This window comes from Maribacter arenosus (assembly GCF_014610845.1).
Classification (GTDB): domain Bacteria; phylum Bacteroidota; class Bacteroidia; order Flavobacteriales; family Flavobacteriaceae; genus Maribacter_A; species Maribacter_A arenosus.
In genome coordinates, this window is the sequence record NZ_JABTCG010000001.1 from 825,847 (window position 1) to 846,831 (window position 20,985).

A 20,985-nucleotide genomic window follows, 5' to 3' on the forward strand; every position below is an offset into this window, starting at 1 on the left:
GAATCCCGGTATTGAAACCATTGTCAAAATTACGGTTCAAAATTACTATTTTTTTTAATTATCCGATTTTTCCTTCTAAATCCAATAAAAAAGCATATTCCTTTGCCACTTCCTTTAAGGATTCAAAACGTCCTGAAGCCCCTCCATGGCCTGCATCCATATTTATATCGAATAAGAGTAGATTGGTATCGGTTTTAAGTTCCCTTAATTTGGCCACCCATTTTGCCGGTTCGAAATATTGTACCTGGGAATCGTGCAATCCCGTGGTTACCAATATATTTGGATAATCTTGTGGTTTTACATTATCGTATGGGGAATATGATTTCATATAATCATAATATTCTTTTTCATGAGGGTTACCCCATTCATCATATTCTCCAGTGGTCAACGGAATGGAATCGTCCAACATTGTCGTTATCACATCAACAAAGGGTACAGCCGCTATGACCCCATTATATAGTTCCGGCGCCATGTTTACTATTGCGCCCATCAAAAGCCCACCTGCAGATCCTCCCATGGCATATAAATGGTCGGCACTTGTATACTTGTTTTCTATCAAATATTTTGAGCAATCGATAAAATCGGTAAATGTATTTTTCTTTTTCAGGAGTTTTCCATCTTCATACCAATTTCTACCCAAATACTGCCCTCCTCGGATATGGGCGATTACATAGACAAAGCCACGATCTAACAAACTTAAACGAACGGTTGAGAAATATGGATCTATAGTTGATCCATAAGAGCCATAGGCATATTGCAAAACTGGAGTCTTCCCATTGATCTTGGTATCTTTATGATACACGAGTGACATGGGAATTTTTACGCCATCACGAGCCGTAGCCCAGATGCGTTCCGACTTATAATTCTCCTTTTTGAACTTGCCCCCTAGTACTTCCTGTTCTTTTTTGACCACCTTTTCCTTAGTCCGCATATTAAAATCAATAACCGAACTAGGGGTGTTCATGGCATTATAAGCATACCGCAAGGTATCTGTATCAAATTCGGGATTCGTACTCACATAGGCCGTATAGGTTTCACTCTCAAAAGGTAAATAGTAACTATCCGATTTATCCCATCTTGATATTTTTAATTTATTCAAACCATTCTCACGCTCAGATAGCACATAATAATCCTTGAAAATATCAATATCCTCTAACAATACATCATCCCTATGTGGAATAAACTCTTTCCAATGTTCCGATGTGGTATTGCTTTCCCCCACCTTCATCAGCTTAAAATTTTTAGCCTTATCCTTATTGGTCAATACATAAAATGCATCATCATAGTGGGCAATGGAATATTCCAAACCTCTTTCCCGTGGTGAGAAAATCTGGAAATCGGCATAGGGTGTTTCGGCATTCAACGTCCTAAATTCGGAGGTCAATGTGCTATAGCTCCCAATAATCAAATATTTATTCGATTTGGATTTATACACATAGGTCCCGAAAGTCTCGTCTTCCTCATGAAAAACCATTATGTCTTCGGCGGCCTTGGTTCCGAATATATGCCTGTATATTTTATCCGATCGTAAGGTTACAGGATCCTTTTTACTGTAAAACAACGTTTTATTATCATTGGCCCATACAGATCCCCCTGTGGTGTTCTCTATGACATCACTATAAATTTCTCCTGTTTCAAGATTCTTGATTTGAATGGTGTACTGTCTTCTAGAAACCGTATCGATTCCGAATGCTGCCAGTTTATTATCAGGACTGATAGCGATACCCCCTAAGTTGAAAAACTCATGGCCCTCGGCCATATCATTGCAGTTGAACATAATCTCCTCGGGCGAGCCCAAAGATCCCTTGTGTCTACTATAAATGGGATACTCCTTTCCCGTTTCATATCGGGTAACATACCAATATCCATTTTTCTTGTAAGGTACCGAAGCGTCATCTTCCTTGATACGTCCTTTCATTTCCTCGAACAATTCTTCTTGGAAATGCTTCGTATGGGCGGTCAATTTTTCATAATAGGCGTTTTCCCTTTCCAAATGGGCAATAACCTCCGGATCTTCCCGATTATTCATCCAATAGTAATCATCAACCCTAATGTCATTATGAATTGTTAATTCCTTTTTAATTTTTTTGGCTACGGGGGAATCGTGAATGGTCATGGTTTGCTTTTCATTTTGGCAAGAAAGCCCAAAAGTAAGGCTTACCAGATAAACTAGCATTCTTTTTCTTAAGTGTGGCATATAAATTTGTTTATCGCCACAATTTAGTAATTTTGAACCTATAACTTATAATTAACTAACAATGTTTGGAGATATGATGGGTATGATGGGGAAACTCAAGGAAACCCAAGAAAAAGTGGAAGCAACTAAAAAGAGGTTGGATACCGTATACCTTAGGGAGCAATCATCCGATGGTTTATTGTCAGTTTCTATTTCGGCCAACCGTGTAATCAAGGAATTGACTATTGATGACCGTTTGTTGGGCGATAAGGAACAGTTAGAGGATTATCTGATCTTAACCTTAAACAAAGCCATAGAAAAAGCCACAAAGGTCAATGAAACCGAATTGGCAGCAGTTGCCAAGGAAGGATTACCCAATATTCCCGGTTTGGATTCGTTATTAAAATAAACCATTGGCAAGCTATTTGCCAATGGTTAAAAAATCGACATAATGAAAAGTATATTTTTTTTAATCTTGGTGCCCTTATTCTTTAATGCCCAGATCCATACCGATGTTGAACGGGAGTCTAAATGGCTCACTGACTTTGACAAAGCCTTAAAATTGGCCACAAAAGAGGAGAAGAATGTCATGGTTTATTTTACAGGAAGTGATTGGTGCCCACCATGTAAGAAGCTGAAAACCGATTTATTCGATTCAGAAGCGTTCAACGAGCTTTCAGATGATTATATTCTATTATATGTGGATATGCCCAGGAATAAGGATTTACTCACACCGGGGCAAATTCAGCATAATAATACCCTTTTTAAGAAGTACAACAAGAAAGGGGTGTTCCCGCTTATAAAAATAGTAAATGCCAAGGGCAATGAACTGGATGAATATTCTGGTTATAGCATGAATGGGGAAATTAGCTATCATCTTAATTTATTGAACAAGTACAAATAATTATTGAATCTAGGAAAGAAAAAAGGGCCTCTCTTTACGAGAAGCCCTTTTTATTAGGTTAGTGTTATAACTTATTAGTTATTGATCAATCTAAATTCTGTTCTCCTATTAACCGCATGCTCTCTTTCTGTACAGGAAACCCCTTCCATACATCTGTTTTTAACTTTGTTCTCACCGTAACCATTGGCGACCAATAAGCTAGAATTAATACCTTTTGTAATTAAATAATCCGCTACAGCCTTCGCCCTTCTCTCGGAAAGATCTTGATTGGACGAAGCATTGCCTCTAACATCGGTATGTGAGGCTATCTCTAATTTAACCCCTGGATTTTGTTGTAAAACAGGCATCAATCTTGTGTCGATGATTCTTTTGGCTTCGCCAGTCAATGTAGCGCTACCCAAATCCCAGTTTATGGGCAAAGCCTGATATTCAACTAAAGAACATTCAACCTCATTCCAAGTGGTCAACCCACCTTTTTCTTTCAATACTTCCTTGGTAATTGTTTTCGTCACAGCTGGTATGGTTTCCTCAACGGTATAGGCATCCTTATCCAAAACAGTTTTGGTAATTACGTCGTACTGTGCAGGAATAACCTCTTCGACTACACGAGCTGGCTCTAACAATACCCTTTTGGTATAGGTAGCGTTTTGAGAGCCGATTGGTGTTTTGGATACTGAGGCATCAGTTCCCAATACTTGGGTTTCAATAGTCGTAAACTCGGCAGGATACCCTTTGTAACACCAATATCTACAATCATCAGGATTCCCTGAAGCACAATCAGGAGCAGCGGCTCCCAATTCCCATTGGGCATAAGCTGGCTTAATTTCAACGGTTTCAGAACTAGGTCTAAAAGAAGCTGGCGAAATCCGTAACGTATTTCCTCCTTCTTTGGAAACATAAGTAAGTGTCTCGGTTCCCCATTTCTCTGGTATAACCGTTAATTTCTTACTGGCTGCTTTTGTTTCAACCCTTTCAGTAACTGTTTTAAACGTCGCTGGTACGGTTTTCAATACTTTGTAGGCTGGTTTTATCGTCAATGTAATCGTCTCGTTGACATAAACGTCAGGAGTTGTACATCGAACATAGCATTTGCCTGGTTCAGGGTTTGTTGGCAAATCTTGTGCCATGGTAATTGATGCAGTCATCACTGCAAATAGTAATAAAACTCTTTTCATAATCATTAGTGTTTGTTATTATTTATGTTCACTTGGTGCGAAAATAATTCTTAAGGGAACTTTAGTTGGTTCATCAAAAAATCGATCTCTTAATGATCGACAAAATGCATATTATATCGATAAAAAGCATTTTTATAGGATTTTTACTACATTTCGTTTAAAATAAATTCCTATTGAATCCCTCAAAATGACTATATTTAAGAACCGATTACTACAGGATGATACAAATTAATAAAGGGGGTAAGAAGCACTATAGTTTTGAGCTAAAAACACAAAGTGGGCATACGCTATTGAGGAGTGTTGTATTTAAAAACAAGGAGGAGATACAACAAACGGTCAAAGACTTAAACACCGCTAACACGAATGCGATTCGATTTGAAAGAAAGACCAACCACGAGGGGCTATTTTTGTTTGGCATCAAGAATTCCAGTGGCCAATTGATAGGTCATAGTCCTTACTATACTTCGGAAGCAGGACTGGAAAATGGCATCAAAAACCTGCAGAAAAGAATCAACTCCATGACGAATCTAGGAGAATTATAGGTTTTTTAAGATTTTTAGTAATTTATCATGCATGATATCTGTATAGTCCATATGGGTTACGACACGCAATTTACCTTGCCCCATACCTATAATCGATATACCATGTTTCAGTAGTTTATTCAGAAAATCGACCTCGGTAATTTGATTCTCCACGATTTCAAAAATGATGATGTTCGTTTCAATGGGTTCGACCTTTTTAATAAAAGGTAATCTTTCTAGAACCATGCCTATTTCCTTAGCCTTTTGATGATCATTTGCCAATCTTGGGATGTTATGGTCCAAGGCATAGAGCGCTGCCGCAGCCAAATACCCTGCCTGTCGCATGCCGCCACCTAATATTTTACGTACCCTTAAAGCTTTTTCCATCAAGGCGTTACTACCGAGTAATACCGAGCCCACAGGACACCCAAGACCCTTACTAAAACAAACACTGATCGTGTCGAAAAGTTCACCATATTGCCCAGCTGTTTCGTTATTGGCCACCATGGCGTTCCAAATTCTGGCACCATCCAGGTGATAGGCGAGTTGATGGTCGTTACATACCTTCTTTATCTTTTTAATTTCTTCAAAATCCCAACATGCGCCACCTCCTTTATTGGTCGTATTCTCTATACACACCAAAGTCGTCAACGGACTATGGTAAAAATCAGGAGGATTTATAGCGGCCTCTACTTGTTCAGCCCGCATCATACCTCTATGGCCGTCTATTAATTTACATGATACACCGCTATTAAAACTAACTCCCCCACCCTCATAATTATAAACATGGGCGTATTTATCACATATGAGTTGCTCTCCAGGCTGGGTATGCAATTTAATTGCCGTCTGGTTGGCCATAGTACCGCTTGGAAAAAACAAAGCGGCCTCTTTACCGAATAACTTCGCCATCCTTGCTTCCAAAGCATTTATCGATGGGTCTGTCTTAAAAACATCATCACCTACCTCTGCAGCCATCATGGCTTTCAACATGCCTTGGGAAGGTTTTGTAACAGTATCACTTATTAGGTTTATCTTCATTTAAGCTTAAGTTCAAGTTCAACAAAAGTTTAGGAGTTGGTATCTTTAGGTTTTTACCTTTAACGCCCTACCAATCAATACTTACTAGTCACTGCCAACGGTTTTGAAACAATCCATACCAATAGGGGAACCATCGGGAATCTTGGGGGCATCAATTAATTTAAATTTCCTTGGTGCTTTATTGAAATCATTGATACGTCTGATCATTTCCTGTGCATAAACATCGCTTTTTTCCATTAACCCATTTTTTAGTGCTTTAAGTTTCTGATGTGCAATCGCATTAACCTGTGGATGTACTTTGTCCTGTGCCGCAAGGTTCATGATTTGGTAAAGCACCCTAAAGTTTATACTCTGCTGCACTTCGGTAAAGTACCTATCTTTATGCTGTTTGTTGATCGTACTATTGATCAGGGCATCAAGAACATCGAATAGACCAACATTATCAGGGTCTAGGGCTTTTTGTTGAATAAGCCTTGAAGCCCGTTCAGGGTGAAGCAAAAGTTCCAAGGTCATATCAGCGGCCGTTTCCGGTGCCGACAAAGCATCAAAGGCAACTCCTGTTTTACCCTTTAGGGATTCCCTTGTTTTTCCATAACCAAAAGCCCTTGGGGGGAAAAGGTTCAATTTTTCCTTTGGAATAGCCATCCACTGGGCATCCAAGGTCTTTAATAGGGCCGATAATGCCTCTTGTTGTGCTTTTCTATCCACTATCGCGACCGTCGGTTGCCCGTCACCCTTGACGACATAATTGTATTCCATACCCCCTACAACCTTTGCCACGGCTTCGGTTTGGTATCTATGAAAGAAGTAGAGGGGCACAAAAACGTCTTCCAATACGGAATTCGGCTCCCCGGTTCTAATATTGTCAATCGAAAAATTATCTATGGCAGATGTTCTTAATTTCAACATATCCTCCAACTCCTTGGTCACATTTTGACCATTATCCCATAGGTGTGCCAATACATGTGCACTACCCTTGGGGCGGGCATCCTGATCCGTGATATATCGTAGTCCTTTTTGTATGGCATTATCCATGATTTTATTCAGACCTTCCTTTTCATTAGCATCCTCCGGAAAGTCGGTATAAGAGTAGGCAACGGTTACCTTGTCCCATTCCCCAATACCCGTAGCATAGGCATTTGAAAAATCTATTTCTCCATTTTTCAAAGACAATTGAGGATGTGGATAGTCCATAACCGAGGCCCTGTCATTGGTCGAAGCGGCATAATTATGGGCAAAACCGAGCGTATGCCCTATCTCATGGGCAGAAAGTTGACGTATTCTAGCCAATGCTAGGTCTAACATTGGTTGGTAATTGTCATCACTTTTGGCAAAAGGTTTATTCATCAACGCTTGGGCTATTAAAAAATCCTGACGAATACGCAAACTACCGAGGCTTACATGACCTTTAATTATCTCCCCCGTCCTTGGATCGGTTATGCTGGCGCCATAACTCCATCCCCTTGTGGAACGATGGACCCACTGGATTACATTATAGCGAACATCCAAAGGATCTACATCGTCGGGCAACATGATCAATTGAAAGGCATTTTTATATCCAATGGCTTCAAAGGCTTGGTTCCACCATCTACCTCCATCCAAAAGTGCAGAACGAATGGGCTCGGGGGTGCCATTGTCCAAATAATAGATAATGGGCTCCACGGCCTCGCTCGAGGTTGCAGTAGGATCTTTCCGCTCTAACCTATGTCGTGTAATAAACCTTTTGATTAATGATTCCTGAACTGGGGTAGAATAATCATAATACGAGGTCGGATATGAACCCGATCGAGTATCGAATACCCTTTTTTTATACTTATCATCGGGTAATTCAATAAAAGAATGATGCTGGGCAACAGTCACTAAATTGGCATTTGGAGTAACCGATCTTATATAATCCCCCGTGGCCTCCCCCTTAAAGGTAAGCGTCACATCAAATTCCACATTTTTGGGGAAAGCTTTGGTGCGTTCCAAATCAAATGCACTTTTTGATTGATCCAGACTATACGTACCTTGCTCTGATTTTTTTAATCTTGATGCCACACCATGGGTATCCTGCATTAAAAAATCGGTAATATCGATGATGTATTTTCCATTCCGCTCTTCTTCGATCTTAAATCCGAATAATACCGATTTGGCAAAGGCCTGTTCCACGGATTTTCGTTCCAACGCATTATCGGTCAAAGCCCTGAATTTTAGATTAGGCTGAATCAAAAGCAATTTGCCTCCTGCTTTTCTAAAAAAAACAACTTGTTCATTACCAAGCTGTCCCCGATCCAATCCAATATCATTGCTTCCAATTCCGTTGCTTAAAGAATATACATAGAGAAAATCATTTTCAAGGTCTTCGACTTCCAAATATATTTTATCGTTCTGATCATCATGATAAAAATTGAAAAGACCGCTAAATTTGCTGAAATCCTTACTTTTTTCGAGAAATTGTGCGTTGCCAATAGATAGTCCGACACAAAAGAACATAGCAAGGATATTTCTAATTTTCATCATATTTTTCAACTTGATTTGATATGGACTAAATTTATATAAAATTGATTGCACAACCATAGTTAAATCCTATTTTTGCTAAAAATAGAGTACACGATGATAACTGTAGATCAATCCAAAGATCTCATTGAGCGCCTCGGTGCGTTAAGGAGGTATCTTTGACATAGATGCCAAGCTTGTAGAGATAGAGAACGAAGAAGAAAAAACATTAGCTCCTAGTTTTTGGGATGACCCAAAAAAAGCCCAGGAACAAATGAAATTCATACAATCCAAGAAACATTGGGTCGATGACTTCAATGTTGCCAAGACCTTGGTGGGTGATTTAGAGGTATTACTGGAATTTCAGAAAGAAGGTGAAATATCAGAAGCCGAAGTTGTAGCCCAATATGAAAAAGCCACTGATTTAATCGAGAAATTAGAGTTCAAGAATATGCTTTCGGAAGAAGGCGATGAACTAACCGCCGTTTTACAGATCACCGCTGGGGCGGGTGGTACCGAAAGTTGTGATTGGGCGGCCATGCTAATGCGCATGTACATGATGTGGAGCGAAAAAAATGGCTATAAGGTCAAGGAGCTCAACTATCAGGAAGGTGATGTCGCGGGTATCAAAACAGTCACTTTGGAGATAGAAGGGGAATATGCCTTTGGTTGGCTCAAAGGTGAAAATGGGGTACATCGCTTGGTGCGAATTTCCCCTTTCGACAGTAATGCGAAGCGACACACCTCATTCGCCTCGGTTTATGTTTATCCTCTGGTCGATGATAGTATAGAGATTGATGTGAACCCTGCGGATATTGAGATAACCACGGCAAGGTCCAGTGGTGCCGGTGGGCAAAATGTAAATAAGGTAGAAACGAAAGTGCAACTGGTTCACAAGCCTTCAGGCATTCAGATTTCATGCTCCGATTCCCGTTCTCAACATGATAACAGGGCCACTGCCCTCAAAATGTTGAAATCCCAATTGTATGAGATTGAACTACGGAAGAAAATGGAAGCCCGGGATGAGATCGAATCTTCCAAAATGAAAATAGAATGGGGATCCCAAATTCGAAATTATGTTATGCATCCCTATAAATTGGTAAAGGATGTCAGAACTGGGGAGGAAACGGGGAATGTCGATGCTGTGATGGATGGAAATATCGATCAATTCTTAAAGGCCTTTCTGATGATGATGGGGCAAAAAGGGGAAGAATAATTAGCAAGGAATAATTCAATGAGTGCAATAGACACTATTATTTTTGATCTAGGGGGCGTATTAATCGATTGGAATCCCAAATATGTTTATCGTGATGTTTTCGATGGCGACGAGGAAAAGGTAGATTGGTTCTTAAACAACATCTGTACTTCGGAATGGAATGTGGCGCATGATGCCGGAAGGCCTTTGAAAGAGGGTACTGAGCTATTGGTCAATCAATATCCAGAATATGAAACTTGGATAAGATTATATTATGACCGATGGCCAGAAATGTTGGGAGGCGCTATTTCGGATTCGGTAGCTATATTAAGGAAACTAAAACAACTAAATATGCATGGCCTCTATGCCTTGACCAATTGGAGCGCAGAGACTTTCCCGGTAGCGAAGCAACGTTTTGAATTCTTGCGGTATTTTGACGGAATAGTTGTTTCTGGGGCAGAAAAAACAATAAAACCGTCGCAAAAAATATATAATATCACCTTAGATCGATATAACATTATCCCCGAGAAAGCTGTGTTTATCGATGACAATCTTAATAATGTAAAAGCCGCAGAAGAATTGGGAATCAAAGGAATCCACTTCAAAAGTGCTATGCAATTACAAAATGATTTAAGGACAATGAACGTTGCTATTTAACAAAAAACACCAATAAAATGATAAAAATTTACCATAACCCAAGATGTACCAAATCGCGTCAAGGTCTGGAAGCTGTGCAGAAATCCGGGAAAAAATTTGAGGTTGTCAAGTATTTGGAAAACATTCCGACCAAAGATGAATTAAGACAAGTGTTGGGCTATTTGAATATGCCGGCTGAAAATCTAGTGCGTAAAAATGAGGTTGTCTGGAAAGAGAATTACCGTGGTAAAACCTTAAGCGAAGCGGAAATTCTGGAGGCCATGGTCGAATACCCCAAACTCATTGAACGCCCAATTGTCATAAAAGGAAATAAAGCCGTTATCGGCAGACCCGTCGAGAATATTCTCGAACTTTTAAAAGATTAGAACACCCCCTAAATACATTTTACCCAAATACTAAAACCCTTTTTTGGCACCCTTCTTGTTCATAAACTACACTATGAAAATTGAATTAACAAAGATTTAACCTTTAAGGGTTAAACCATCTACTAATTTTGAAATCTAAAAACCACGATCATGAAAATAAATAGTACATTTTTTATTGTCCTGTTCACTTTATTATTGGCAGGTGTTGAACTACAGGCACAATACGGTTATGGCAATGGCTATGGCGGATATGGATACGGTGGAAGAGGCACAGGATACGGCAGGGGACGCACTGCGATACCCCAAGCCCAAACCCCTCAAAAAGAACCTGAACCCTTAACTGCCGACGAAATTGTTGATAATGAAATGCCCGAAATTGCTAGTGCGCTTGAATTAAACGATTTTGAAACCGCTGTGCTTAGCAGTATCCTTAAAAAATATGTGCAGGAACGTATAGAAATGCAAATTCTTAAGTTGGATGCAGACCAAATGCGGGAGCAAATGGATAAAATAACCCAGCGGCAAACCGAGGAACTCAAAGCAGGTCTTCCATTGGAAAAATACGAGGCATTTGTCGAACTTCAGAAAAAAGGGGTCTCAAAAACCAAGAAGGAGAAAAAAAAGAAGGAGAAAAGGCAAAAAAAGAAAAAAAAGACAGATCAAGGCTAACTAAATCAAATACATGAAAAAACTCTTCCAGTTAATGCTATCATTAACATCTTTCGTTGTACTGGCACAACAACCCCATGGACAGCGTCCCGACCCGATAAACATAACAGGAATAGTTTTAGACCAAGATACAGGACAACCCCTGGAATACGCTACCCTGATCTTACAAAGTTTACGCAATCCCGAAAAGATTACCGGTGGAATCACCGATGCAACCGGTAAATTCAATGTTGAGACCCTGCCCGGCAGATATAATCTTAGGGTTGAATTCATTTCTTATAAGACCTTTACGTTGGAGAGTCAGAACCTGAGATCTTCCACAGATTTGGGGACCATAAAATTAGCCATTGATGTAGAACAATTACAAGAGGTTCTGGTAACCGGGGAACGAACCACTGTTGAACTCCGCTTGGATAAAAAAATATATAATGTGGGATCTGACCTTACGGTAAAAGGAGGGTCGGTTACCGATGTTCTAGACAATGTTCCTTCGGTCACCGTAGATGTAGAAGGGAACATAAGCCTTCGAGGCAATGAAAGTGTACGTATACTTATCAACGGCAAACCTTCTGCCCTCTCTGGCCTGAGTACGGAAGCCTTACAACAATTACCCGCAGAGGCCATTGATAGAGTAGAAGTCATAACAAACCCATCGGCCCGTTATGATGCCGAGGGGACTGCTGGAATACTCAATATTATCCTTAAGCAAAGTAAAACCGCTGGTGTCAATGGTTCGGTAACCTTAAACGTTGGTAACCCTGAATCTTATGGAGCGAATCTAAGTCTCAATCTAAGAAGGGATAAGTTCAATATATTTACGAATACTTCCTATCGCTATCGAAGTGGCCCTGGCAACGCTCTTTTTGAGCAAGAAAACTTTAACCCCGATGGTAGTACCGCCAGTTTTCAGGATGAAATCAGAAAATACGAAAGGCAGGATGATGGCATTAACACCAATATCGGTTTTGAATATTTCATTGATGGGAACAGTAGCATCACCAATTCTTTTGTATATAGAAAATCTAGTGGAAACGATTATACCGATATTGATTTTTTCAACTTTGATGCGTTAATGAACCCCACCATCGAAAGAAACCGATACTCCACAGAAATCGATGAGGATGAGGATATACAGTATTCTGTAAATTACAAAAAGAATTTTGAAAAAGATGGTCATGAACTTACGATGGACTATCAATACTCAACTGGGAGTGAGCTAGAGAATTCGATTATCAATGAAACCCTTGTAGGCGAAAACAGCAACTTTCCGACCGAGCAGACCATTAATGATGAAAGTCAAATAAGACAATTAGTGCAAATGGATTATGTATTACCTTTTGGTAAGGACGATGCATCACAATTTGAATTAGGATACCGGGGTACTTTCAACGATTTCAATACCGATTTTAATTTTGGGATCCTTTCCGACGGAGTCCTTAATAGCGACCCGGACTTTAGTAACGAGCTCAACTATAAGGAATATGTGAATTCGGCCTATACCCAATTAGGAACCAAGATTAAAAAGTTCAATATTTTGGGAGGACTTCGCATGGAAGCCTCCGATATTGGGGTTGAACTGGTGAATAGCAATGAAGTAAACAATAAGACCTATGTAGATTGGTTTCCATCCTTATTCTTGGGGTATGAGTTTTCAGAACAAGAACAATTCACCATTAGTTATAGTCGAAGATTACGCAGACCACGTTCCAGATTTATAAATCCGTTCCCCTCCAGATCAAGTAACACGAATCTTTTTCAAGGTAATCCGAATCTGGATCCTACCTATACCAATGCCTTTGACCTAGGGTATCTTAGGAGATGGGATAAGTTCACTTTCAACACCTCGGCCTATTACAATCATTCTACCGGAGTATTTCAATTTATTACTCAGGAAAGAGGGGATTTTGTTGAGATCGAGAATCCGGACGACCCTGCCAATCCGGTCATAGTTCCTGTACAAGTAAGGACCCCGATCAATTTGGCTACGGAAAGTCGGTATGGCATGGAGTTTACAACTTCCTATGTCCCAAAAAAGGATTGGAGGCTAAGTTGGAACCTGAACCTTTTCCAACAACAATTGAAAGGGGATTATGTTTATACTAATTTTCAGGACGAGGTAATTACCCAAAATTTCGATTCGGATAATTTCACCTGGTTCACGAGATTTAGCGGCAAATTGCCTTTACCAGCTGCCATAGATTTTCAAACCAATGTGTTTTATATGGGGCCCTCTGTAAGTGCTCAATCAAAATATAAAAGCATGTTGAGCACAAACCTGGCCTTTAGTAAAGATGTGGTAAAAGATAAAGCCACGGTTTCATTGAATGTCAGTGACCTCTTCAATACGCGTAAACGCAGAAGCGAAACCAGAACTGATAATGTTTTTACTTATAGTGAATTTCAATGGCGACAACGTCAGATTACATTGTCCTTTTTATATAGGTTCAACCAGCCACAAAACCAAAGAAATAGAAATGGCCAAAGAAATGGTGGTGGTGACGAGGGGGATATGGAGTTTGAAGGATAGAATTTATGATTTCAACTTAAACAAAAAGGAAGCCAAACGGCTTCCTTTTTTATTCTTCCAATCGCGCAGCCCTTTTGGCCTTGCGTTTTTCTATTATCATTTCCCGAATGTTCCCAAACAACCAATACGGAACCACGAAGGTAATTAAGAATATCATTAACCAGAAGCCAATGGTCAAAATGGTCAAGAATGCTAAAAATCCTAAATATTGGTCAAATTCGAACATCTGTACTTATTTAATGACACAAAGATAGTTTGAAAAGAATCAAAAGAGCAAATCAAATGCAAAAAAAATCTCCATTTTCTTAAAAATTAAGTTTCTTGGCACCTCTTAAAATTTACTAATGGAGTACCTTTGCAAGAAACCAAAATACCTTATTATGAGTTTCAGAATTGAAAAAGACACGATGGGGAAAGTCGAGGTACCTTCCGATAAATATTGGGGTGCACAGACTGAACGATCCCGGAATAATTTCAAAATTGGTCCTGTGGCTTCCATGCCCTTGGATATTGTTTATGGTTTTGCCTATTTGAAGAAAGCGGCAGCGTACGCCAATCATGAATTGGGCGTATTGGATGTGGCAAAACGCGATTTGATCGCCACGGTTTGTGATGAAATATTGGAAGGCAAGCACGACGACCAATTTCCTTTGGTCATTTGGCAAACAGGTTCCGGCACACAAAGCAATATGAACGTGAACGAAGTAATTGCCAATCGCGCCCACGAAATTGCAGGTAAAGTCATTGGCGAAGGGGAAAAGACCATTCAACCCAATGATGATGTAAACAAATCACAATCTTCCAACGACACTTTCCCTACAGGCATGCATATTGCAGCCTATAAAAAGTTGATAGAAGTAACGATTCCCGGTGTAACACAACTAAAGGACACCTTGGCTAAAAAATCACGGGATTTTAAGAATGTGGTTAAAATAGGGCGTACGCATTTAATGGATGCCACTCCCCTAACCTTAGGTCAGGAATTTTCAGGTTATACCTCCCAATTGGAACATGGTCTGAAAGCCCTGAACAATACCTTGGACCATCTCAGTGAATTGGCCCTTGGCGGAACCGCAGTAGGAACTGGACTAAACACCCCAAAGGGATATGACGTTTTAGTGGCACACTATATTTCAAAATTCACTGGATTACCTTTTAAAACAGCAGAAAATAAATTCGAGGCCCTTGCTGCCCATGATGCCATTGTAGAAAGTCATGGGGCATTGAAACAATTGGCGGTCTCATTAAACAAAATTGCCAATGACATTCGAATGATGGCCTCCGGTCCGCGTTCTGGTATTGGGGAGATTATTATTCCTGCCAATGAACCAGGGAGCTCCATAATGCCTGGAAAAGTGAACCCTACCCAATGTGAAGCCCTAACCATGGTTTGCGCCCAGGTCATGGGCAATGATGTGGCCATTACCGTTGGCGGAACACAGGGCCATTACGAACTTAATGTTTTTAAACCTGTAATGGCATCGAACTTTTTGCAATCAGCCCAACTGCTTGGTGATGCCTGTGTAAGCTTTGATGTGAATTGTGCTGTGGGAATTGAGCCGAACCATGAGGTAATCAAACAGTTATTGAACAACTCATTGATGCTGGTAACTGCCCTAAATACTAAAATAGGCTATTACAAAGCTGCTGAAATAGCGAATACGGCGCATAAAAATGGTACAACCTTGAAAGAGGAAGCTGTTAACCTAGGGTATGTCACAGCGGAAGACTATGATGAATGGGTAAAACCTGAAGAGATGGTAGGTAGCTTAAAATAAACCACTTAAATCAAATCAAAAAAAAGGGGCAATCAATTACGATTGCCCCTTTTTATATAAATGGATAGTGTGTACTATTTTAAGGTGAACTTAGAAGTTCCCAACAATTTCAATTTGTCATCATAAACATTTACCATATAATTTCCTTTTTGGAAATCACCTGCTGGCTTACTGATATAATCACAAACGTCCAAAGACTTGTTTTCATAGTAGAAATTGGTTCCTTTACTATATGTAACAGAAGCACCGCCTTCATTGGTTTTTGAATAGCTCTCTCCAAGAACATTTCCTTGGGGATCAAGAACCTCTAAATAAAACTCCCTATCACCGGCTTCCGCAATTACGTTATCGGCAACTGTGAAACAGATTTTAAACTTGTCAGTTCTTCCTGCTCTTGAAGTAGAGACCAATTTACCGCTAGTACGCTCTTTAACAGCATCTACATTGAATTTAGAAAGATTCAAAGCAGAACCTTTTTCAACAGCATCGGCCAATTGTGTGTTCTGTACAACTAAAGAATCGTTGAAAACCGTTTGTTTTTCCAATTCTACATAAGTACTATCACGTTGCATGGCGATCAATGTATTCGATCTGGTCAACGAATCTACCTGCTTAAGCAATTGCTCTCTTTCAGCTTTTAAAACACTTACTTGTCTTCTATATCTAGACAACGTTGCAATATCAGCTTTCATAGTCTTAACAGAATCAAGGTATTTTGCAATATTATCCCTTGCTGTTACCAACTCCTCGTTAGTAGCATTGCTTTCCAAAATAGCTTTGTCATACTCAGACTTTAAGCTGTTTAAGTCCTCAACCACTAATTCTTTCTCTTTGATTAGCACAGTTTCGGTCTTTTTCTTGTCTTGGTAAAGACTAACGGTGTAAATGATCACACCCAAAAGTACCACACCTAGCAAACCTGCCAATACTTTTAATCCATTGTTATTCTTTGTTTCAGTCATAATCTTAAAATTAATTAACTTTTTTACTTTTATTAAAGTGTTTGTTCGTGGTTTATATACGGTTCAATTTTAATATTGGATTTTTTTGGAGTAAAAAAATTTAACATTTTTTATGCAATACGATCTCAAATCATAAATTTATGGGGGTATAAAGTAGGTAACATCGACCAGGGGATTATTATATTTTCGTTTAATGACTTGTAATTCAAAAACTTACTTAATTTAAAAAGTGCTTGATTAGAGTAAATTTTTAGACTAAAACCTAAGGATAAAGGAGGGCTTGGAAAATTGCGAAAAAAATAATGGATTAGGGAAGGCGACGCTTTTTTGCTGATAATCTGTTCAAACCGTGGAATCTTTGATTTTAATTGATTTGAATGGAGTTGACTTGGAACATTGAAAAATTGCCGTTAGTCTGGTGTATTGGGATAACTGATCGGCTACAAGATCTTAAAATTATAATGGTTTGATAAAAAATTAGTAATGGAATATAAATGTATTATATTCAAGTAAAATTGGATACTGTATTCATAACTATCGAAAATCAAGGATTGAAGATGTTGAAATGGTATTAAATTTGTAATTGGACTTAACTAAAAAAAGTATGAACAGAATAATATTGACATTGTTGACAATTGGCCTAAGTATTATAGGCTGTAAGGATGCGAAAAAATCCTCGGAATCACCAATGCTCGATTCCGAGCCTAATACGGCATTCCGTGAAACCCCAATAACACCTTCCTATACGAACACAACTGTGAAAGAAGTGAAAATAATTCCAATTGAACATGCCACTGCGGTTCTGGAATGGAATGACATTGTAATTTACATTGATCCAGTGGGAGGGGCTGAAGCTTTTAAAGACCAAAAACAACCTGATCTTATTTTGATCACCGATATCCACGGAGACCATTTTAGTTTGGAAACTTTGCAAACCTTGAATACCCAAAGGGCCAAAATCATGGTACCAAAGGCTGTTGCCGATTTATTACCGAAGGAATTCACCCCTCAGGTCGATATACTTAATAATGGGGAATCCAAAGAACGCTATTCAATAAAAGTTGAGGCCATTCCCATGTACAATCTAAGGGAAGAGGCCAAAAAATTCCATGAAATAGGTCGTGGTAATGGATATGTACTGAACATGGGTGATCAAAGGATCTACATTTCTGGGGATACGGAGGATATTCCAGAAATGAGGGCATTACAAAATATAGACAAAGCTTTTATCTGCATGAACTTACCCTATACGATGCCGGTTGACCGTGCCGCGGATGCGGTATTGGAGTTTAAACCCCAGCAAGTGTATCCGTATCATTATAGGGGCAATCCCAATGTAAGCGACGTTGCCAAATTTAAAGAACTAGTTTCTAAGGGTAATGCAGATATTGAAGTCATTCAATTGGACTGGTATCCTAATGATGATTTTTGAGGTATAAATACAAAATTTGAATTCGGGGGTTGAAGTGTTTGCGCAATACTAAAACATAAAACATCTTGTTATTCAGTATCGAAAACCATTTTTGGCACCGTAAATCGAAATTCTAAACGTAAATCATCTTATCAGTTTCTTATACTTTAGACGTTTGGGAATCAAGTCACCGCCTAAACGTTTTTTCTTGTTTTCCTCATAATCCGAGAATGATCCTTCGAAGAAATAGACTTGGGAATTACCTTCAAAGGCCAAAATATGGGTACATATCCGATCCAAGAACCATCTATCATGGGAGATGACCACAGCGCAGCCGGCAAAATTTTCCAAACCTTCTTCTAAGGCACGTAATGTATTGACATCCAAATCATTGGTAGGTTCATCTAAGAGTAGTACGTTACCTTCTTCCTTTAAGGTCATGGCCAAATGCAAACGGTTCCTTTCCCCTCCGGAAAGCATGCTTACTTTTTTATTCTGCTCATTCCCAGAAAAATTGAATCTGCTTAAATAAGCTCTTGAATTAACTTGGCGTCCGCCCATCATAATCAACTCTTGTTCATCACTGAAATTTTGCCAAATGGTTTTTTCAGGGTCAATATTGGAATGGCTTTGGTCAACATAAGCAATCTTAGCGGTATCTCCCACAATGAACTCCCCCTTGTCCGGAGTTTCCTCACCCATTATCATTCGAAAAATAGTGGTCTTCCCAGCACCATTCGGACCAATAACCCCCACAATACCGGCTTGAGGTAATGTAAAGTTCAGGTGTTCATACAATAATTTATCGCCGTATGCCTTGCTTACGCCTTTTGCCTCTATGACATTGGTTCCTAAACGTGGACCATTCGGAATATAGATTTCTAATTTCTCATCGAGTTGTTTTTGATCCTGACTCATGAGTTTGTCATAATTTTTTAAACGGGCCTTCTGTTTAGTCTGCCTTCCCTTTGCACCCTGACGTACCCATTCCAACTCCCTTTCCAAAGTTTTTTGACGTTTTGAGGCTGTCTTGCTCTCTTGGGCCAATCTTTTAGACTTCTGATCTAACCAACTTGAATAATTGCCTTTCCAGGGGATGCCCTCCCCACGATCGAGTTCCAAAATCCAACCTGCTACGTTATCCAAGAAATAACGGTCATGGGTTACCGCGATGACCGTACCTTTATATTGCGCCAAATGATGTTCTAACCAATGTACCGATTCAGCATCCAAGTGGTTGGTAGGTTCATCCAACAATAAAATTTCAGGTTCCTGTAATAACAGTCTACAAAGGGCCACCCGCCTTCGTTCCCCACCTGATAGCACCCCGATTTTCATATCAGGCTCTGGTGTACGTAGGGCATCCATAGCTATCTCCAATTTGGTGTCCAATTCCCACGCATTGGCCGCATCGATTTCATCTTGTAAAGCAGCTTGGCGATCCATAAGTTTTTGCATCTTATCGGCATCCTCATAAACCTCGGGCAGTGCGAACATATCATTGATCTTGTTGTACTCATCCAAAATAGCCACGGTTTCTGCCGCACCTTCCCGTACCACTTCCAAGACTGTTTTCGATTCGTCCAGTTGGGGTTCCTGTTCCAAGTATCCTACCTTATAACCCGGTGAAAAAACCACATCGCCTTGGTAGTTTTTATCGGTACCTGCGATAATCCTCAATAAGGTGGATTTACCCGAGCCATTTAGCCCTAAAATGCCAATCTTAGCACCATAGAAGAAACTTAGATAAATATTTTTGAGAACAGGGGTGTTTGCGTTTTTATAGGTCTTTGTAACCCCAGACATAGAGAAAATGACCTTCTTATCGTCAGACATAGGATAGTGATTATAAAATTAATGGTTATTTGGATACTTTGGATTATTAAACCCTTCCTTTAAGCGCGTTGAAAACCCAAGCAATGGCGAAAAAACCGATTCCTACTGAGGCAAATCCCCATCCAGCAACTTCATCATATCGAAAGGCCCCGAGGGCAATTAGTGCAAATCCTACGAATATCATTATAAAAGTTGCCCAGGCCAATACGGTATTTTTATTCATTCCCATTTTTAGTTCGTTTGGATTTTGGTAATTCCAAATATCGTAAATTTTAGATGATTTCAGCGTAAAGCCTCTGATTTTATTGTTCAAAAGGAAATTTGATTCCATTTTTGACGCGTATCGTTTCCAATAATTCGGCCAAGTCCAAACTGTTTTGAAGACTCCATAATTCACTTTCCAACTTCCCATTTTGTAGGCAAGAATTTACCTCTTCGATTTCATAGGTATACCCATAGCCAGGAGTTGGTAGCTTAACATGTTCAACAACATCCCCTTTTTTTAAGGAATATCCTTGTGCGATATGCCATTGTGGGCTTAGGAACAAAGACCCTGTACTCCCCGATATCTCGGCCTCCATTTTAGACCCCGAGGTCAACCCACTATATAAAATAGCCTGTGCTTTGTGATACTCAAATAACATGGAGGTCTGAATCTCTACCCCTGTCTTATAAAATTTTGAAGCCGATTTAATGGTTTCTGGCATTCCAAGTAACAGATAAGAAAGGAATACTGGATAGATACCGATATCGAGCAGGGAACCACCTCCCAGTTCAGGATTCAGCAACCGACCTTCCTCAGGCCTATCCAATGCATAAAAAGCAAAATCGGCATGTAAATAACCCAAATCCCCTATTTCACCAGCATCAACCAGCGCCTTTACCTTCTTTATAGACGGGTTGAAACGGGACCAAAGTGCTTCCATAAGAAAAACCTGATTCTTTTTCGCCACGGTAATCATCTCTTCAATATCAGACCGTACCATTCCCATGGGTTTCTCACATAGCACATGTTTCCCACGGTTCATGGCTTTGATACTCCATTCTTTATGACCTGTATGGGGTGTAGCAATATAGACAACATCCACCTCCGTGCATTGGAACAAGTCATCATAACTACCAAAGGCATGTTTTGCATGGAATTGCCCAGCAAAATCCTTGGCTTTATCCATACTTCTTGAGGCAACCGCTATAATTTCAGCATTGGCCACAAGGTTGAGGTCATTAGCGAATTTACGGGCAATGCCCCCTAAACCAATAATTCCCCATCGAATCTTTTGTTCCATATTCATT

At 39.7% G+C, this 20,985-nt stretch carries 19 protein-coding genes; 10 read left to right on the forward strand and 9 right to left on the reverse strand.

Annotated elements, in window-relative coordinates; genetic code table 11:
• Positions 1-58: 58 nt before the first annotated feature.
• Positions 59-2,197, reverse strand: coding sequence for a S9 family peptidase (locus HPE63_RS03655; protein WP_223198034.1), 2,139 nt, complete (start codon positions 2,195-2,197; stop codon positions 59-61).
• 61 nt (positions 2,198-2,258) lie between these two features.
• On the opposite strand from HPE63_RS03655, the gene HPE63_RS03660 reads away from it, so the two are divergent.
• Positions 2,259-2,585 carry a YbaB/EbfC family nucleoid-associated protein gene (locus HPE63_RS03660; protein ID WP_188312862.1) on the forward strand — a complete coding sequence of 109 codons (327 nt, stop codon included), beginning with the start codon at positions 2,259-2,261 and terminating at the stop codon, positions 2,583-2,585.
• 42 nt (positions 2,586-2,627) lie between these two features.
• Positions 2,628-3,080, forward strand: coding sequence for a thioredoxin family protein (locus HPE63_RS03665; RefSeq protein WP_188312863.1), 453 nt, complete (start codon positions 2,628-2,630; stop codon positions 3,078-3,080).
• 74 nt (positions 3,081-3,154) lie between these two features.
• Here the strand turns inward: HPE63_RS03665 and HPE63_RS03670 are convergent, their stop codons facing one another.
• Complete coding sequence (locus tag HPE63_RS03670) at positions 3,155-4,255, reverse strand: OmpA family protein (protein ID WP_188312864.1); 1,101 nt, start codon at positions 4,253-4,255, stop codon at positions 3,155-3,157.
• 218 nt (positions 4,256-4,473) lie between these two features.
• Between HPE63_RS03670 and HPE63_RS03675 the strand changes: the two genes are divergently transcribed.
• The gene (locus HPE63_RS03675) at positions 4,474-4,797 is read left to right on the forward strand and encodes a YegP family protein (protein WP_188312865.1); all 324 of its coding nucleotides are present in this window, start codon (positions 4,474-4,476) and stop codon (positions 4,795-4,797) included.
• On the opposite strand, the gene HPE63_RS03680 is transcribed toward HPE63_RS03675, so the two are convergent.
• Positions 4,792-5,814 (reverse strand): threonine aldolase family protein, encoded by a 1,023-nt coding sequence (locus HPE63_RS03680; RefSeq protein ID WP_188312866.1) that lies wholly within the window; start codon positions 5,812-5,814, stop codon positions 4,792-4,794. The two genes, HPE63_RS03675 and HPE63_RS03680, sit on opposite strands and share 6 nt — an antisense overlap.
• A gap of 84 nt (positions 5,815-5,898) precedes the next feature.
• Positions 5,899-8,313: a zinc-dependent metalloprotease gene (locus HPE63_RS03685; protein WP_188313154.1), complete on the reverse strand. Its 2,415-nt coding sequence runs from the start codon at positions 8,311-8,313 to the stop codon at positions 5,899-5,901.
• A 96-nt stretch (positions 8,314-8,409) separates the two neighbouring features.
• Between HPE63_RS03685 and prfB the strand changes: the two genes are divergently transcribed.
• The 5 genes from prfB (at position 8,410) to HPE63_RS03710 (ending at position 13,705) form a co-directional block, all read left to right on the forward strand.
• Positions 8,410-9,508, forward strand: a protein-coding gene (gene prfB, locus HPE63_RS03690; protein ID WP_188312867.1) for a peptide chain release factor 2 whose coding sequence is annotated in 2 segments (ribosomal slippage) — positions 8,410-8,472 and positions 8,474-9,508 — 1,098 coding nt in all. Because the reading frame shifts where the segments join, the coding sequence is not laid out codon by codon here.
• An 18-nt stretch (positions 9,509-9,526) separates the two neighbouring features.
• The gene (locus HPE63_RS03695; protein ID WP_188312868.1) at positions 9,527-10,144 is read left to right on the forward strand and encodes an HAD family hydrolase; all 618 of its coding nucleotides are present in this window, start codon (positions 9,527-9,529) and stop codon (positions 10,142-10,144) included.
• A 17-nt stretch (positions 10,145-10,161) separates the two neighbouring features.
• Complete coding sequence (gene arsC / locus HPE63_RS03700; protein WP_188312869.1) at positions 10,162-10,509, forward strand: arsenate reductase (glutaredoxin); 348 nt, start codon at positions 10,162-10,164, stop codon at positions 10,507-10,509.
• Positions 10,510-10,659: 150 nt separating this feature from the next.
• Positions 10,660-11,178, forward strand: coding sequence for a hypothetical protein (locus HPE63_RS03705; protein WP_188312870.1), 519 nt, complete (start codon positions 10,660-10,662; stop codon positions 11,176-11,178).
• 13 nt (positions 11,179-11,191) lie between these two features.
• Entirely contained in the window at positions 11,192-13,705 is a 2,514-nt protein-coding gene (locus tag HPE63_RS03710; protein ID WP_188312871.1) for a TonB-dependent receptor domain-containing protein, read from the forward strand.
• 49 nt (positions 13,706-13,754) lie between these two features.
• On the opposite strand, the gene HPE63_RS03715 is transcribed toward HPE63_RS03710, so the two are convergent.
• Positions 13,755-13,931, reverse strand: a complete 177-nt coding sequence (locus HPE63_RS03715; RefSeq protein WP_188312872.1) for a hypothetical protein — start codon at positions 13,929-13,931, stop codon at positions 13,755-13,757.
• Between the two features lie 154 nt (positions 13,932-14,085).
• Between HPE63_RS03715 and fumC the strand changes: the two genes are divergently transcribed.
• A complete protein-coding gene (gene fumC, locus HPE63_RS03720; RefSeq protein WP_188312873.1) occupies positions 14,086-15,483 on the forward strand; it encodes a class II fumarate hydratase in 1,398 nt (465 codons plus the stop codon).
• Between the two features lie 74 nt (positions 15,484-15,557).
• On the opposite strand, the gene HPE63_RS03725 is transcribed toward fumC, so the two are convergent.
• A complete protein-coding gene (locus tag HPE63_RS03725; RefSeq protein ID WP_188312874.1) occupies positions 15,558-16,445 on the reverse strand; it encodes a hypothetical protein in 888 nt (295 codons plus the stop codon).
• A 604-nt stretch (positions 16,446-17,049) separates the two neighbouring features.
• Between HPE63_RS03725 and HPE63_RS03730 the strand changes: the two genes are divergently transcribed.
• Positions 17,050-17,877, forward strand: a complete 828-nt coding sequence (locus HPE63_RS03730; protein ID WP_188312875.1) for an MBL fold metallo-hydrolase — start codon at positions 17,050-17,052, stop codon at positions 17,875-17,877.
• 123 nt (positions 17,878-18,000) lie between these two features.
• Here HPE63_RS03730 and ettA read toward each other — a convergent pair whose 3' ends face one another.
• The 3 genes from ettA to HPE63_RS03745 all read right to left on the reverse strand — a co-directional run bounded on the left by ettA (position 18,001) and on the right by HPE63_RS03745 (position 20,978).
• Entirely contained in the window at positions 18,001-19,692 is a 1,692-nt protein-coding gene (gene ettA / locus HPE63_RS03735; protein WP_188312876.1) for an energy-dependent translational throttle protein EttA, read from the reverse strand.
• Between the two features lie 46 nt (positions 19,693-19,738).
• Positions 19,739-19,921: a CAL67264 family membrane protein gene (locus HPE63_RS03740; protein ID WP_188312877.1), complete on the reverse strand. Its 183-nt coding sequence runs from the start codon at positions 19,919-19,921 to the stop codon at positions 19,739-19,741.
• A 73-nt stretch (positions 19,922-19,994) separates the two neighbouring features.
• Positions 19,995-20,978, reverse strand: coding sequence for a Gfo/Idh/MocA family protein (locus HPE63_RS03745; protein WP_188312878.1), 984 nt, complete (start codon positions 20,976-20,978; stop codon positions 19,995-19,997).
• Positions 20,979-20,985: the final 7 nt, after the last annotated feature.

Coding starts and splice junctions, on each gene's coding strand:
- HPE63_RS03655 (WP_223198034.1), bottom strand. CDS start 2,197: ATGCCACACTTAAGAAAAAGAATGCTAGTTTATCTGGTAAGCCTTACT.
- HPE63_RS03660 (WP_188312862.1), top strand. CDS start 2,259: ATGTTTGGAGATATGATGGGTATGATGGGGAAACTCAAGGAAACCCAA.
- HPE63_RS03665 (WP_188312863.1), top strand. CDS start 2,628: ATGAAAAGTATATTTTTTTTAATCTTGGTGCCCTTATTCTTTAATGCC.
- HPE63_RS03670 (WP_188312864.1), bottom strand. CDS start 4,255: ATGAAAAGAGTTTTATTACTATTTGCAGTGATGACTGCATCAATTACC.
- HPE63_RS03675 (WP_188312865.1), top strand. CDS start 4,474: ATGATACAAATTAATAAAGGGGGTAAGAAGCACTATAGTTTTGAGCTA.
- HPE63_RS03680 (WP_188312866.1), bottom strand. CDS start 5,814: ATGAAGATAAACCTAATAAGTGATACTGTTACAAAACCTTCCCAAGGC.
- HPE63_RS03685 (WP_188313154.1), bottom strand. CDS start 8,313: ATGAAAATTAGAAATATCCTTGCTATGTTCTTTTGTGTCGGACTATCT.
- HPE63_RS03695 (WP_188312868.1), top strand. CDS start 9,527: ATGAGTGCAATAGACACTATTATTTTTGATCTAGGGGGCGTATTAATC.
- arsC (WP_188312869.1), top strand. CDS start 10,162: ATGATAAAAATTTACCATAACCCAAGATGTACCAAATCGCGTCAAGGT.
- HPE63_RS03705 (WP_188312870.1), top strand. CDS start 10,660: ATGAAAATAAATAGTACATTTTTTATTGTCCTGTTCACTTTATTATTG.
- HPE63_RS03710 (WP_188312871.1), top strand. CDS start 11,192: ATGAAAAAACTCTTCCAGTTAATGCTATCATTAACATCTTTCGTTGTA.
- HPE63_RS03715 (WP_188312872.1), bottom strand. CDS start 13,931: ATGTTCGAATTTGACCAATATTTAGGATTTTTAGCATTCTTGACCATT.
- fumC (WP_188312873.1), top strand. CDS start 14,086: ATGAGTTTCAGAATTGAAAAAGACACGATGGGGAAAGTCGAGGTACCT.
- HPE63_RS03725 (WP_188312874.1), bottom strand. CDS start 16,445: ATGACTGAAACAAAGAATAACAATGGATTAAAAGTATTGGCAGGTTTG.
- HPE63_RS03730 (WP_188312875.1), top strand. CDS start 17,050: ATGAACAGAATAATATTGACATTGTTGACAATTGGCCTAAGTATTATA.
- ettA (WP_188312876.1), bottom strand. CDS start 19,692: ATGTCTGACGATAAGAAGGTCATTTTCTCTATGTCTGGGGTTACAAAG.
- HPE63_RS03740 (WP_188312877.1), bottom strand. CDS start 19,921: ATGGGAATGAATAAAAATACCGTATTGGCCTGGGCAACTTTTATAATG.
- HPE63_RS03745 (WP_188312878.1), bottom strand. CDS start 20,978: ATGGAACAAAAGATTCGATGGGGAATTATTGGTTTAGGGGGCATTGCC.